Annotated in this window: 11 protein-coding genes and 3 pseudogenes; 7 read left to right on the top strand and 7 right to left on the bottom strand. The window is 71.2% G+C overall.

Going from position 1 to position 13420, the window contains the following annotated elements; translation table 11 throughout:
- Positions 1-15 precede the first annotated feature (15 nt).
- A pseudogene (locus EAO71_RS25030) lies at positions 16-216 on the bottom strand (proline racemase family protein); the annotation flags it as partial.
- On the opposite strand from EAO71_RS25030, the pseudogene EAO71_RS25025 reads away from it, so the two are divergent.
- From EAO71_RS25025 to EAO71_RS25010, 4 genes and pseudogenes are all read left to right on the top strand, one after another.
- A pseudogene (locus EAO71_RS25025) lies at positions 136-924 on the top strand (dihydrodipicolinate synthase family protein); the annotation flags it as partial. The pseudogenes EAO71_RS25030 and EAO71_RS25025 overlap by 81 nt on opposite strands.
- 30 nt (positions 925-954) lie before the next feature.
- Positions 955-1956: a proline racemase family protein gene (locus EAO71_RS25020; RefSeq protein ID WP_147980086.1), complete on the top strand. Its 1002-nt coding sequence runs from the start codon at positions 955-957 to the stop codon at positions 1954-1956.
- A gap of 144 nt (positions 1957-2100) precedes the next feature.
- Complete coding sequence (locus EAO71_RS25015; protein ID WP_147980085.1) at positions 2101-2790, top strand: GntR family transcriptional regulator; 690 nt, start codon at positions 2101-2103, stop codon at positions 2788-2790.
- Between the two features lie 115 nt (positions 2791-2905).
- On the top strand, positions 2906-3670 hold the full coding sequence (locus tag EAO71_RS25010; protein ID WP_147980084.1) for a hypothetical protein: 765 nt from the start codon (positions 2906-2908) through the stop codon (positions 3668-3670).
- Between the two features lie 67 nt (positions 3671-3737).
- On the opposite strand, the gene EAO71_RS25005 is transcribed toward EAO71_RS25010, so the two are convergent.
- From EAO71_RS25005 to EAO71_RS24985, 5 genes are all read right to left on the bottom strand, one after another.
- Positions 3738-4409: a potassium-transporting ATPase subunit C gene (locus EAO71_RS25005; RefSeq protein WP_147980083.1), complete on the bottom strand. Its 672-nt coding sequence runs from the start codon at positions 4407-4409 to the stop codon at positions 3738-3740.
- 6 nt (positions 4410-4415) lie between these two features.
- Entirely contained in the window at positions 4416-6524 is a 2109-nt protein-coding gene (gene kdpB / locus EAO71_RS25000) for a potassium-transporting ATPase subunit KdpB (protein ID WP_147980082.1), read from the bottom strand.
- Positions 6521-8185 (bottom strand): potassium-transporting ATPase subunit KdpA, encoded by a 1665-nt coding sequence (gene kdpA / locus EAO71_RS24995; protein WP_147980081.1) that lies wholly within the window; start codon positions 8183-8185, stop codon positions 6521-6523. Before kdpA ends, kdpB begins: the two co-directional genes overlap by 4 nt.
- An 8-nt stretch (positions 8186-8193) precedes the next feature.
- Positions 8194-8283 (bottom strand): K(+)-transporting ATPase subunit F, encoded by a 90-nt coding sequence (gene kdpF, locus EAO71_RS24990; protein WP_037673713.1) that lies wholly within the window; start codon positions 8281-8283, stop codon positions 8194-8196.
- Positions 8284-8611: 328 nt separating this feature from the next.
- On the bottom strand, positions 8612-9934 hold the full coding sequence (locus EAO71_RS24985) for an ROK family protein (RefSeq protein ID WP_147980080.1): 1323 nt from the start codon (positions 9932-9934) through the stop codon (positions 8612-8614).
- Between the two features lie 196 nt (positions 9935-10130).
- Here EAO71_RS24985 and EAO71_RS24980 point away from each other — a divergent pair, with 196 nt between their 5' ends.
- The 3 genes from EAO71_RS24980 to EAO71_RS24970 are packed head-to-tail and all read left to right on the top strand — an operon-like array spanning position 10131 to position 13199.
- Positions 10131-11447, top strand: a complete 1317-nt coding sequence (locus EAO71_RS24980) for an ABC transporter substrate-binding protein (RefSeq protein WP_147980079.1) — start codon at positions 10131-10133, stop codon at positions 11445-11447.
- Positions 11444-12394 carry a carbohydrate ABC transporter permease gene (locus tag EAO71_RS24975; protein ID WP_147980078.1) on the top strand — a complete coding sequence of 317 codons (951 nt, stop codon included), beginning with the start codon at positions 11444-11446 and terminating at the stop codon, positions 12392-12394. The genes EAO71_RS24980 and EAO71_RS24975 overlap by 4 nt, the downstream gene beginning before the upstream one ends.
- A complete protein-coding gene (locus EAO71_RS24970) occupies positions 12387-13199 on the top strand; it encodes a carbohydrate ABC transporter permease (protein ID WP_187282814.1) in 813 nt (270 codons plus the stop codon). Before EAO71_RS24975 ends, EAO71_RS24970 begins: the two co-directional genes overlap by 8 nt.
- On the opposite strand, the pseudogene EAO71_RS24965 reads toward EAO71_RS24970, so the two are convergent.
- Positions 13157-13420: pseudogene (locus EAO71_RS24965) on the bottom strand (family 1 glycosylhydrolase); the annotation flags it as partial. The gene EAO71_RS24970 and the pseudogene EAO71_RS24965 overlap by 43 nt on opposite strands.

Here is a 13420-nt window from a genome sequence, read left to right as displayed (position 1 = left end):
CGGTTCACGCGCGCGTCACAGCAGGAACCCGCCGGGGAACGGGTCGTCCGGGTCCAGGAAGTACTGCGCGGTGCCGGTGATCCACGCCCGCCCGGTGATGACCGGCACCACGGCGGGGACGCCGCCCACCTCGGTCTCCTCGACCAGGGCTGCGACGGCGTGGTGCCCAACGGCTCGCTCGGCGAGTACCAGACCCTGACCGACGAGGAGCGCGCCCGGGTCGTCCGTACGGCGGTCGAGGCCGCGGGCGACGGGGCCCGCGTGATGCCCGGTGTCGCGGCCTACGGCAGCGCCGCGTCGCGCCGCTGGGCCGAGCAGGCCGCCGAGGCGGGCTGCGGCTCCGTCCTGCTGCTGCCGCCCAACGCCTACCGCGCCGACCGCGCGGCGGTCCGGGCGCACTACGCCGAGGTGGCCGCCGCCGGGCTCCCGGTCGTCGCGTACAACAACCCGCACGACACGAAGGTCGACCTCACCCCCGCCCTGCTCGCCGAACTGCACGCGACCGGCCACATCGTGGCCGTGAAGGAGTTCAGCGGCGACGTCCGCCGCGGCTACGAGATCGCCGAACTCGCCCCCGAACTGGACCTGCTGATCGGCGCCGACGACGTGCTGCTCGAACTGGCCCTGGCGGGCGCGGTCGGCTGGGTGGCGGGCTACCCGAACGCCTTCCCGGTCTCCTGCGCGGAGCTCTACCACGCGGCGGTCGCCGGCGACCTGGAGCACGCCCTGCCGCTCTACCGGGCCCTGCACCCGCTGCTGCGCTGGGACTCCAGGACGGAGTTCGTCCAGTCGATCAAGCTGTCCATGGACATCGCCGGCCGCACCGGCGGCCCGTGCCGCCCGCCGCGCTCGCCCCTCGACGGTGCCGTCGCCGCCGACGTACGGGCCGCCACCGAGAAGGCCGTCGCCGACGGCCGTCGCTGACCCGATCCGGCACCGAGAGGAGTCCCCACGTTGCGCACCCGTCATGTGTTCCACGCCGTCGACTCGCACACCGAAGGCATGCCCACCCGTGTCGTCACCGGAGGGGTCGGGGTGATCCCCGGCGCCACCATGGCCGAACGCCGTCTGCACTTCCTGGAGCACCTGGACCACCTGCGGACGCTGCTGATGTACGAGCCGCGCGGCCACGCCGCCATGAGCGGGGCGATACTCCAGCCGCCGACCCGGCCGGACGCCGACTTCGGGGTGCTCTACATCGAGGTGTCCGGGCTCCTGCCCATGTGCGGGCACGGCACGATCGGGGTGGCGACCGTCCTGGTGGAGACGGGGATGGTGCCGGTCAGCGAACCGGTGACCACCGTCCGCCTCGACACCCCCGCCGGGCTGGTGCGGGCGGAGGTCCGGGTCGAGGACGGCGCCGCGAAGGCCGTGTCGCTCACCAACGTGCCCGCCTTCTGCGCCGCCCTGGACCGCGAGGTGAAGGTGCCGGGCCTGGGCACCGTCGCGTACGACCTGGCGTTCGGCGGCAACTTCTACGCCTTCGTCGACCTGGACGCGCTCGGCCTGCCCTTCGACCGGGAGCGCAAGGAGGACCTGCTCGCGGCCGGTCTGGCGATCATGGCGGCGATCGACGAGACCGACCGGCCGGTGCATCCGGTCCACCCGGAGATCGGCGGGCTCAAGCACGTGTACCTCACCGCGCCCGGCTCCGACGCCCGGCACTCGCGGCACGCCATGGCCATCCATCCCGGCTGGTTCGACCGCTCCCCGTGCGGCACCGGGACCTCCGCCCGGATGGCCCAGCTGCACGCGCGCGGACTGCTGCCGCTGGGACGGGACTTCGTCAACGAGTCCTTCATCGGGACCCGTTTCACCGGCCGGCTGGTCGAGGAGACCGAGGTGGGCGGCGTCCCCGCCGTGGTGCCGGTCATCACCGGGCGGGCGTGGATCACCGGCACCGCGCAGTACTTCCTGGACCCGGACGACCCGTTCCCCGGCGGGTTCCTGCTGTGACGCGCGCGTGAACCGGCCCTCGGCGAGGCGCCGTTGCCGCGTCCCGGCTCTGTCGACGACCGTGAAAACGTGACATTGTACGCTGATGCACCGCCCGGATCCGGAAGCCGGGCGGCGTGACAAGCGGAAGTCGGGGAACGGCACATGGGCCATCTGAAGACGAGCCATCTCATCACCACGCGCGAGCGGCTGCGCGACCAGGTGGCACACGCTCTGCGGGCCGCGCTGATATCCGGTGAACTACGGCCCGGCCAGGTGTACTCGGCGCCCGGCCTGGCCGAGGACTTCGGCGTGTCCGCGACCCCCGTCCGGGAGGCCATGCTCGACCTGGCCCGCGAGGGACTGGTCGAGCCGGTGCGCAACAAGGGCTTCCGGGTCACCGAGGTCGACGAGCGCGATCTCGACCAGTACACGGACATCCGGCTGCTGATCGAGGTGCCGACCGTCGGCCGGGTCACGCTGACCGCGGACCGCGCGGACCTCAGGGCGCTGCGCCCGATCGCCGAGGAGATCGTGGCGGCGGCCCGGGCCCACGACCTCATCGGGTACCTGGAGTCCGACCGCCGCTTCCACCTCACGCTGCTCGGCCTGTCGGGGAACCAGCGGCTGGTCGAGACCGTCGGCGACCTGCGCAAGCGGTCCCGGCTGTACGGCCTGACCGCGCTGGACGAGCGGGGTGAGCTGCTGCCCTCGGCCGAAGAGCACCTGGAACTGCTCGACCTCATGCTGGCCGGCGACGCGATGGGCGCGGAGGCGTGCATGGTCCGCCATCTCAGCCATGTGCGCTCGCTGTGGGCCCGGGGCGGCTCCGCCGCCGGACCCGCGGCCCCGTGACGTTTCGCGCCCGGCGCGCGCTGAACGAAGCGTGAACACGGTGACAGGGTTGATTCCGGTGGACGGCCGACCGCGTGGCGGGCGCGCACGAGCGGGTACGCGGGTGCGTGGCTGAATGTTCCGTCTCTCCCTGCGCTCCTGGCTGCTCCTCACCGTGCCCGTGGTCGCGCTGCTGGTGATCGCCGCGCTGCTGTCGTTCCCGTCCACCCGGTCCCGGGGGGACACGCCGGCGCTGCCGCCCGTTCCCGCCACCCCGCTCCCGGACGCCCCGCTGCCCGGCGGCGCGACCGCCCAGCTCTCCACGTGCCGGGTGGACGACGGGCCCCGGCCCAGGGCGGTCGGCGAGGGCGAGAGGGACGCGCTTCCGCGGCTGACCTACGGGGGCTACGGCGCCGAGGACCCGGGACCGGGGCGCGGCCGGCCGCACTTCACCGTCCACATGGCGGTCGCGGTCGGGCACCGTCCTCTCCTGCTCGGCGCCCCGGTGTCGAAGGGCCGGGTGACGCTCGACGTCTTCGGCCCGCACGGCGAGGGCCGCAGGGCCTCCGTCCGCGGGCTCACGGCGACGGTCGTCACGGACGACTTCCCCTCCAAGGCGGTGCCTCCCCCGCCCGGCGGCTTCCGCATCGCCCCCGGCAGGACGCTGTCGCTCGACGTGGAGCTGCCGGCCGCCGCGCTGTGCCCCGGCTACACGCTGTTCACCGTGGGCGCCTGTTCGCCGGAGCGGACGAACGACGCGCAGGACTGCCCGGTGGTGACGCTCACCCTCTCGGACCCGGCCGTGCGGGACTACCGCGCGGCGGTGACCGGCCGGAACCCCGCCTCGACGAGCGACCGGCTGGTCGCGGTGTCCCTGGAGCCGGAGTTCTCCGGGGCCTGACCCGCGGGGCCGGCCCCACGGGCTCACGGTGCGGTCCGCCGGGGCGGACCGCACGCGCGCGCCGGCGTCAGTCCGCGGCGGCCACCAGGGCCCTGAGGGCGATGTTGAGCTTCAGGACGTTGACGCGGGGCTCCCCGACGAAGCCGAGGAGGCGGTCCTCGGTGTGGTCGGCGACGAGCTCGTCGACCTGGGCGACGGGGAGGTGGTTCCTCTCCGCGACGCGGCGGACCTGGAGTTCGGCGTACTCCGGGGAGATGTGCGGGTCCAGGCCGGAGCCGGAGGAGGTGACGGCGTCGGCGGGGACGTCCGACGGCTTCACCGGGTAGCCGTTCACCGAGTTGTCCTTGACCACGGCGGCCTTGGCGGCCTTGACCCAGGTGACCAGGTCCGCGTTGTCACCCGACCGGTTGGTCGCGCCGGAGAGGATGATCGAGTACTGGGTGTTGACGCTGTTGGAGCCGAGGCCGTTCGACGGGCGGGGCTGGAACCACTTCAGGTCCGGGGCCGCCGTCTCCTCGCCGTCCTTGAGCGGCAGGTCGTACGTCTGGCCGATGAGCTCGGAGCCGACGACTCTCCCCTCGCTCTCGATCGCGGATCCGTTCGCCCTGCCGGGGAAGGCCAGTTGGGCGATACCGGTGACGGCCAGCGGGTAGAGGACACCGGTGATCACGGTCAGGACGAGGAGGGCGCGCAGGCCCGCCCAGAGCACGCGGCCGGTGTTCGCTGCTGAGTTGTTCATCGTGGGTCAGCCGATTCCGGGGATGAGGGAGAGGAGCAGGTCGATGAGCTTGATGCCGAGGAACGGGGCGATCAGGCCGCCCAGTCCGTAGATGCCGAGGTTGCGCCGGAGCATCGAGTCCGCGCTGGAGGGCCGGTAGCGGACGCCCTTGAGGGCGAGCGGCACCAGGGCGATGATGATCAGGGCGTTGAAGACGACGGCCGAGAGGATCGCGGACTCGGGTGAGGCCAGGCCCATGATGTTGAGCTTGTCCAGGGACGGGTAGGCGACGGCGAACATCGCGGGGATGATCGCGAAGTACTTCGCCACGTCGTTGGCGATGGAGAACGTCGTCAACGCACCGCGGGTGATGAGGAGTTGCTTGCCGATCTCGACGATCTCGATGAGCTTGGTCGGGTCGGAGTCGAGGTCGACCATGTTGCCGGCCTCCTTGGCGGCCGAGGTGCCGGTGTTCATCGCCACACCGACGTCGGCCTGCGCGAGCGCGGGGGCGTCGTTGGTGCCGTCGCCGGTCATGGCGACGAGCTTGCCGCCCGCCTGCTCGCGCTTGATGAGGGCCATCTTGTCCTCGGGGGTGGCCTCGGCGAGGAAGTCGTCGACACCCGCCTCCTCGGCGATCGCCTTCGCGGTCAGCGGGTTGTCACCCGTGATCATGACCGTCCTGATGCCCATGCGGCGCAGCTCGTCGAACCGCTCCCGCATGCCCTCCTTGACGACGTCCTTGAGGTGGATGACGCCGAGGACGCGCGCGCCCCTGCCGTCCTCGACCGCGACGAGCAGCGGCGTACCGCCGGCCTGCGAGATCCTGTCCGTCAGGGTCCCAGCGTCGGCGGCCACCTCGCCGCCCTGTTCGCGGACCCAGGCGACGACCGAGCCGGTCGCGCCCTTGCGGGTCCGCCTGCCGTCGACGTCGACGCCCGACATACGGGTCTGGGCCGTGAACTCGATCCACGTGGCGTGGGACAGCTCGCCCTGGTGGCGCTCGCGCAGCCCGTACTTCTCCTTCGCCAGGACCACGATCGAACGGCCCTCCGGCGTCTCGTCCGCGAGGGACGACAGCTGGGCGGCGTCGGCCAGTTCGGCTTCCGTGACGCCCTCGACGGGGACGAACTCCGCCGCCCGGCGGTTGCCCAGGGTGATGGTGCCCGTCTTGTCGAGCAGCAGGGTGGACACGTCGCCGGCGGCCTCCACGGCCCGCCCGGACATGGCGAGCACGTTGCGCTGGACGAGGCGGTCCATGCCGGCGATGCCGATCGCGGAGAGCAGTGCGCCGATCGTCGTCGGGATCAGGCAGACCAGGAGCGCGGTGAGCACGATCATCGAGGTCTGCTCGTCGGCGCCGGCGTAGATCGCGAAGGGCTTCAGCGTGACGACGGCGAGCAGGAAGACGATGGTGAGGGACGCCAGCAGGATGTTGAGGGCGATCTCGTTGGGGGTCTTCTGCCGGGCCGCGCCCTCGACCAGGTTGATCATGCGGTCGATGAAGGTCTCGCCGGGCTTCGTCGTGATCTTCACGACGATCCGGTCGGACAGCACCTTCGTACCGCCCGTCACCGCGGACCGGTCGCCGCCCGACTCCCGGATGACCGGCGCCGACTCGCCGGTGATGGCCGACTCGTCGACCGAGGCCACCCCCTCGACGACGTCACCGTCGCCCGGGACGACGTCACCGGCCTCGCAGACCACCCTGTCCCCGACGCGGAGCTCCGTGCCGGGCACCCGCTCCTCGCCGGTCCTGGTGATCCGGCGTGCCACGGTGCCGGTCCTGGCCTTGCGAAGGGTGTCCGCCTGCGCCTTGCCGCGCCCCTCGGCCACTGCCTCCGCGAGGTTCGCGAAGATCGTCGTCAGCCACAGCCACGCGGCGATCGCCCAGCCGAACCAGTCCCCCGGGTCGGCGACCGCCAGCCCGGTGGTGACCACCGAGCCGACGAGCACGACGAACATCACGGGCGACTTGACCATGACGCGCGGGTCGAGCTTGCGCAGCGCGTCCGGAAGGGACGTGAGCAGGTGCCGGGGGTCGAACAGTCCCCCGCCGACGCGGCCGCCGGGGGCGGGCCGCGGTCCGGTCGGCAGGTCCGGGCGGGATGTCCGGGGAGGGGTGATGGTGCTCATGCTGCGAGCCCTTCGGCGAGCGGTCCCAGCGCCAGGGCCGGGAAGTAGGTGAGACCGGCGATGATCATGATGGTGCCGACGAGGAGTCCGGCGAACAGCGGCTTCTCGGTGCGCAGGGTGCCCGCGGTCTCGGGGACGGGCCGCTGTTCGGCGAGCGAGCCGGCGAGCGCGAGGACGAAGACCATCGGCAGGAAGCGGCCGAGCAGCATCGCGATGCCGATGGTGGTGTTGAACCACTGGGTGTCCGCGTTCAGGCCCGCGAAGGCGGATCCGTTGTTGTTGGCGCCGGAGGTGTAGGCGTAGAGGATCTCGGAGAAGCCGTGCGCGCCCGTGTTCGTCATCGAGTCGGCCGGGGTCGGCAGGGCCATCGCGACGGCGGTGAAGCAGAGCACGAGGGCGGGGGTGACGAGGATGTAGCAGGCGGCGAAGGTGATCTGGCGGGTGCCGATCTTCTTGCCCAGGTACTCGGGGGTGCGGCCGACCATCAGGCCGGCGACGAACACCGCGATGACCGCCATGATCAGCATGCCGTAGAGGCCGGAGCCGACGCCGCCGGGCGCGATCTCGCCGAGCTGCATGCCCAGCATCGTGATGCCGCCGCCGAACCCGGTGTACGAGGAGTGGAAGGAGTTCACCGCTCCCGTGGAGGTCAGCGTGGTGGCGACCGCGAAGATCGACGAGCCGGCGATCCCGAACCGGGTCTCCTTGCCCTCCATCGCGCCGCCGGCCAGGTCGAACGCCGGGCCGTGGTGGGCGAACTCGGTCCACATCATCAGCGCCGTGAAGCCGAGCCAGATCGCGGCCATCGTGCCGAGGATCGCGTACCCCTGCTTCAGCGAGCCGACCATGCGACCGAAGGTGCGGGTGAGCGCGAAGGGGATGACGAGGATCAGGTAGATCTCGAAGAGGTTGGAGAGCCCGTCGGGGTTCTCGAAGGGGTGAGCGGAGTTGGCGTTGAAGTAGCCGCCGCCGTTCGTGCCCAGCTCCTTGATGACCTCCTGGGAGGCGACCGCACCGCCGTTCCACTGTTGCGTGCCGCCCATGAACTGGCCGACCTCGTGGATGCCGGCGAAGTTCTGGATCGCCCCGCAGGCGACGAGCACCAGGGCGCCGACGACGGAGATCGGGAGCAGGATGCGGACCGTGCCCCGGACCAGGTCGGACCAGAAGTTGCCCAGTTCACCGGTACGGGACCGGGCGAAGCCCCGGACCAGGGCGACGGCGACCGCGATGCCCACCGCGGCCGACACGAAGTTCTGCACCGCCAGGCCGCCGGTCTGCACGACGTGGCCCATGGCCTGCTCGCCGTAGTAGGACTGCCAGTTGGTGTTCGCCACGAACGAGGCCGCCGTGTTGAACGCCTGGTCCGGGTCGATGGAGGCGAAGCCGAGCGAACCCGGCAGGGAGCCCTGCACCCGCTGGAGCAGGTACAGGAAGAGGACGCTCACCGCGGAGAAGGCGAGCACGCCGCGCAGATAGGCGGGCCAGCGCATCTCCACCGACGGATTCGCGCCGATCGCCTTGTAGATCCACTTCTCGGGCCGGTAGTGCCTCTCCGAGGAGTAGACACGCGCCATGTGGTCGCCCAGCGGCCGGTACGACAGGCCGAGCGCGACGACCAGGGCGAGGAGCTGGAGCATTCCAGCGAGGACGGGACTCATATCCGTGCTCAGAACCTCTCCGGCTTGACGAGGGCGAGGACGAGGTATCCCAGCAGGGCGGCGGCGACGAGCAGGCCGACGATGTTCTCGGCGGTCACAGCTTCGCCACCCCCTTGGCGATGAAGGCCACCAGCGCGAAGACCGCGAGTGTGGTGACGACGAAGGCCAGATCGGCCATCGTGGGCTCCTGAGTGAAGGACGGTTTCTCGGACAAGACGAGAAAACCCCCTTTCCCGCAGGTCGCCGCGGTCGTTGACGTCTCCCATACGCCGCGCGGTCCGGTCTTGACGCTTCCCCTACGAGCGGCCCGGGACGGGGTACGGGCGCGGGACCCCGTCCCGGCCGTCACCCGCCGCCGTGGCCTGCTCGCCGGTCACCCGTCGCCGGTCACCCGCTGTTCGCCGCCCGTGGCCCGCCCCGCGGGGCTCAGTGCACCGCCCGCTCCTGGAGGGTGGTCCGCCAGGCCGGGACCGGCTCCTCCGGGTCGGCCTCCGCCGGGCGCCCGCCGCGCCCGAAGAAGTCGGCGAGCGGCAGGATCGCGGCGCCGACGGTGACGGCGTCCGGTCCGAGGGTGCCGAGCTCGATCCGGACGCGGGCGGCCGGATAGGCGAGGGCGTAGGAGGTGGCGTAGGCGCGGACGGAGTCCAGGAAACGGGAGCCGAGCTGGAGGCCCGCCCAGCCGCCGACGAGGATGCGCTCGGGCTGGAACAGGTTGATCAGGTCCGCGAATCCGGCGCCGAGGTACTCCGCCGTCTCCTCCAGGACGGCCAGGGCCGTGGCGTCGGGCTCGGGAACGGTGCCGTCGGGGCCCGGGGACGGGTACGCGGCGGCGAGCATGGCGGTCAGCGCGGTCTCCTCGGCGGCCCCGGCGGGAGGTTGGCCGCCGGCTTCCGCCCAGCGTTCCAGGAGCGCCTCGGCGCCCGCGTACGCCTCCAGGCAGCCCTGGGCTCCGCAGCGGCAGCGGCGGCCTCGTACCCGTACGGTCAGGTGTCCCCACTCGACGGCGCGGCCGGGCCGCATGTCGTCGGTGACGACGCAGGCGCCGACTCCCGAGCCGAACAGCACGACGACGGCGCTGTCGGCGCCCCGCCCGGCGCCGAACCACATCTCGGCCTGCCCGAGCGTCTTGGCCCCGTTGTCGATGTAGTACGGCACGCTCGCCGGCAGCCGCACCGAGGCGCGGAGCAGTCGCTCCAGCGGCACGGCGTCCCAGCCGATGGTCTGGCCGTGCACCACGGCGCCGTCCTCGGGCGTCCCGGCGACGATGCCCGGGACGCCGACACCGACGCCGAGGAGCCGCTCGGCCGCGATGCCGGCCCGGTCGAGGACCTCGGCGATGCCCTCGCGCAGGTGCCCGACGACGACGCCCACGTCGTAGCGGTCGGTGCGGCGCGGCCCTTCGGTCGCCAGGGGGCGCTCCACGCGGGCGAGCTCCGTGAGGGCCAGGTCGAAGAGCTCGATCCGGACCCTGGTCTCGCCGACGTCCACGCCGATCATGTAGCCGCTGTCCGGGCGGATGCGCAGGAGCGTGCGCGGTCGCCCGCCGGCGGAGTCGACGCTGCCGGCCTCCTCCACCAGTCCCTCGGCGACCAGTTCGGCCACCACGTTGCTCACCGAACCGGAGCTCAGTCCCGTGACCGGGCCCAGCGAGAAACGGCTCAGCGGCCCGTCGAAGTACAACCGTTGCAATACCGCGGTGCGGTTTTCCCGCCGCAGGTCACGCACCGTACGGCCACTGCGCACTGTCACCGTGCCCCCTCGTCGTCTGTCCTTGCAGGCAACATACCGCTGTCGCACCCCTTGACGCGACCTTCGCTTGAGGTTTAACTCACATCCTAAATTAAGCCGTGAGGGGCTTCAGGACCCGAACGCGGGGCGGTGCGGGACCACGCTCCGACCCTCCCCTCGCAGGCGATCCGCCACTCCACGAAAGGCCTCTGGAGTCATGCGCAGCATCAGAGCCGCGGCCGTCGGCGCCGTCACCCTCTCCCTCGTTCTCGGCGCGGCCGCCTGCGGCGGCGGCACCACCGACGGCGCGGGGTCCAACGAGCGGCCCAGGACGCTCACCTACTGGGCCTCCAACCAGGGGGCGAGCCTGGAGGTCGACAAGAAGGTCCTCCAGCCCGAGCTCGACCGCTTCGAGAAGCAGACGGGGATCAAGGTGAAGCTGGAGGTCATCCCCTGGCCCGACCTCCTCAACCGCATCCTCACCGCGGCCACCTCCGGCCAGGGCCCCGACGTGCTCAACATCGGCAACACCTGGAGCGCCTCCCTCCAGGCGACGGGCGCGCTCGTGCCCTGGGACGAGAAGCACTTCGGACAGATCGGCGGCAAGGACCGCTTCGTCGACGCCGCGCTCGGCTCCACCGGCGCCCAGGGCCAGGACCCGACGGCCGTACCGCTCTACTCCATGGCCTACGCGCTCTACTACAACAAGAAGATGTTCAAGGACGCCGGTGTCGAGAAGCCCCCGGCCACCTGGGACGAGCTGGTCGCCACCGGCAAGAAGCTGAGCGGCGGCGGCAAGGCCGCGATCGGCGTCGAGGGCGCGAACCTCTCCAACAACATCCACCAGGTCTTCGTGCTCGGCAAGCAGCACGGCGCGGACTTCTTCACGGCCGACGGCAAGGCCGACTTCACCTCGGACGGCGCCGTCGCGGCGGTCAAGCAGTACGTGGACCTGATGGCCCAGCACGGCATCGTCGCCAAGGGCAACGCCGAGTACGCGCAGAACCAGTCGCTGAGCGACTTCGCCAACGACCGGACCGCCATGGTCCTGTGGCAGACCGCGGCGGCCACCTTCAAGGCGCAGGGGATGAGCGACGACGAGTGGGGCGTCGCTCCCGTGCCCGTGCAGTCCGGCGCGCCCGGCCCCGGCACCGGCACCAACTCCCTGGTCACCGGAATCAACATGGCCGTCTTCAAGAACTCCAAGAACATGGACGGCGCGATGAAGTTCGTGAAGTTCATGACCGGCGACGAGGAGCAGAAGATCCTCAACACCGCCTACGGCTCCATACCGCCCGTCAGGACGGCCCAGCAGGACCCCGCGTTCAACACTCCCGCGCTCGCCGTCCTGCGCGACACCCTCGCCAAGAGCGCCGCGGCCCTGCCCCAGGTCCCGGAGGAGTCGCAGTTCGAGACGGTGGTGGGCACCGCGGTCAAGGACCTGTTCGCGGACGCCGCCGCGGGCCGGCCGGTGACCACCGAGTCGGTGCGCGCCAAGCTCGACAAGGCCCAGCAGCAGATGCCCAAGAAGTGACCGCGACCGCCACGGCCACGCGGTCGCGCCGCCCGGGGCGGCTGGGCCGCGTCGCCCTCCCGTACGTGCTGCTGCTCCCCGCGCTGGTCCTCGAACTGCTCGTCCACCTCGTCCCGGTGGTCATCGGCATCACCATGAGCTTCAAGGAGCTCACGCAGTTCACCCTGCGCGACTGGGGAGCGGCCCCCTGGGCGGGGCTGGACAACTACGCGATGTCGGTGGACTTCGACAGCGCCGTGGGCGAAGGGCTGCTGAAGTCCTTCTGGACCACCTGCACCTTCACCCTGCTGTCGGTCGGTCTGTGCTGGCTGCTCGGCACCGTGGCCGCGATCTGCCTCCAGGAGACCTTCCGCGGCCGCGGCCTGCTGCGCGCCGTCTTCCTCGTCCCCTACGCCCTGCCCGTCTACGCCGCCGTGATCACCTGGGCTTTCATGTTCCAGCGGGACAACGGCCTGGTGAACCACGTCCTGCACGACCAGCTCGGCCTCGTCGACGGTCAGCCGTTCTGGCTGATCGGCGACAACGCCTTCATCACGCTGCTGGTGGTGTCCGTGTGGAAGGGCTGGCCGTTCGCCTTCCTCATCGTCATGGCGGRTCTGCAGAACGTCCCGCGCGAGATGTACGAGGCCGCGGCGCTCGACGGCGCCGGCATGTGGCAGCAGATCCGCCGCATCACGCTGCCGTCGCTGCGCCCGGTCAACCAGGTCCTCGTACTGGTGCTGTTCCTGTGGACCTTCAACGACTTCAACACGCCGTTCGTGCTCTTCGGCCGGGCGGCGCCGGAGGCGGCCGACCTGATCTCCGTGCACATCTACCAGTCCTCGTTCAAGACCTGGAACTTCGGGACGGGCTCGGCGATGTCGGTCCTGCTCCTGGTGTTCCTGCTCGTCGTGACCGGCGTCTACCTGCTGGCCACCTCCCGTGGAAGAAGGGCCGCCGATGGCTAGCCGAATCCGACGGCCCCGCTCCCCGATGGCGCCCTCGCCGTCGTTCCTGTGGAGCCGGCGGATCATCCTGACGCTGCTCACCGGCTTCGTGCTGCTGCCGGTGTTCGTCATGGTCTCCAGCTCGCTCAAACCGCTGCAGGACGTGACCGGCGCGTTCCGGTGGATCCCGTCGAAGCCGACCCTGCGTCCGTACGCCGACATCTGGCGGACCGTGCCCCTCGCCGACTACTTCGTGAACTCGCTGATCGTGGCGGGAGCGGCGACGGTGTGCTCGGTCGTCATCGCGGTCTTCGCCGCGTACGCCGTCAGCCGCTACTCGTTCCGCGGCAAACGCGTGTTCACGGTGACGGTGCTGTCGACCCAGATGTTCCCCGGCATCCTCTTCCTGCTGCCGCTCTTCCTCATCTACGTCAACATCGGCAACGCCACCGGGATCGCCCTGTTCGGCTCCCGCGGCGGGCTCATCCTCACCTATCTGACCTTCTCCCTGCCGTTCTCGATCTGGATGCTGATCGGGTACTTCGAGTCGGTCCCCCGGGAGCTCGACGAGGCCGCGGAGGTCGACGGCTGCGGGCCGGTGGGCGCGCTCTTCCGGGTCATCGTGCCCGCCGCGATCCCCGGCATCGTCGCCGTCGCCGTGTACGCCTTCATGACGGCGTGGGGCGAGGTCCTCTTCGCGTCGGTGATGACGAACGACACCACCCGCACGCTCGCGGTCGGGCTCCAGGGCTACTCCACCCAGAACGAGGTGTACTGGAACCAGGTGATGCCGGCGTCGAGCAGTCCGTCGACGAGCCGGTCGTAGAAGTCCAGGCCGCGGTCGTTGACCGGCCCGTCCCCACCGGGCACGACGCGCGGCCAGGCGACGGACAGCCGGTAGGCGTCGGTGCCGAGCTCCCGCATCAGGGCGATGTCCTGCGGCCACCGGTGGTAGTGGTCGCAGGCCTCGTCGCCGTGGTCGTCGTTGTCGATCCTGCCGGGGAGGTGGGAGAACGTGTCCCAGATGGACGGGGACCGGCCGTCCTC

Source organism: Streptomyces sp. MS191, assembly GCF_008042125.1.
GTDB lineage: Bacteria > Actinomycetota > Actinomycetes > Streptomycetales > Streptomycetaceae > Streptomyces.
The sequence above is the reverse complement of the archived record's forward strand: the minus strand, read 5'-3'. Positions and strand labels throughout refer to the sequence as shown.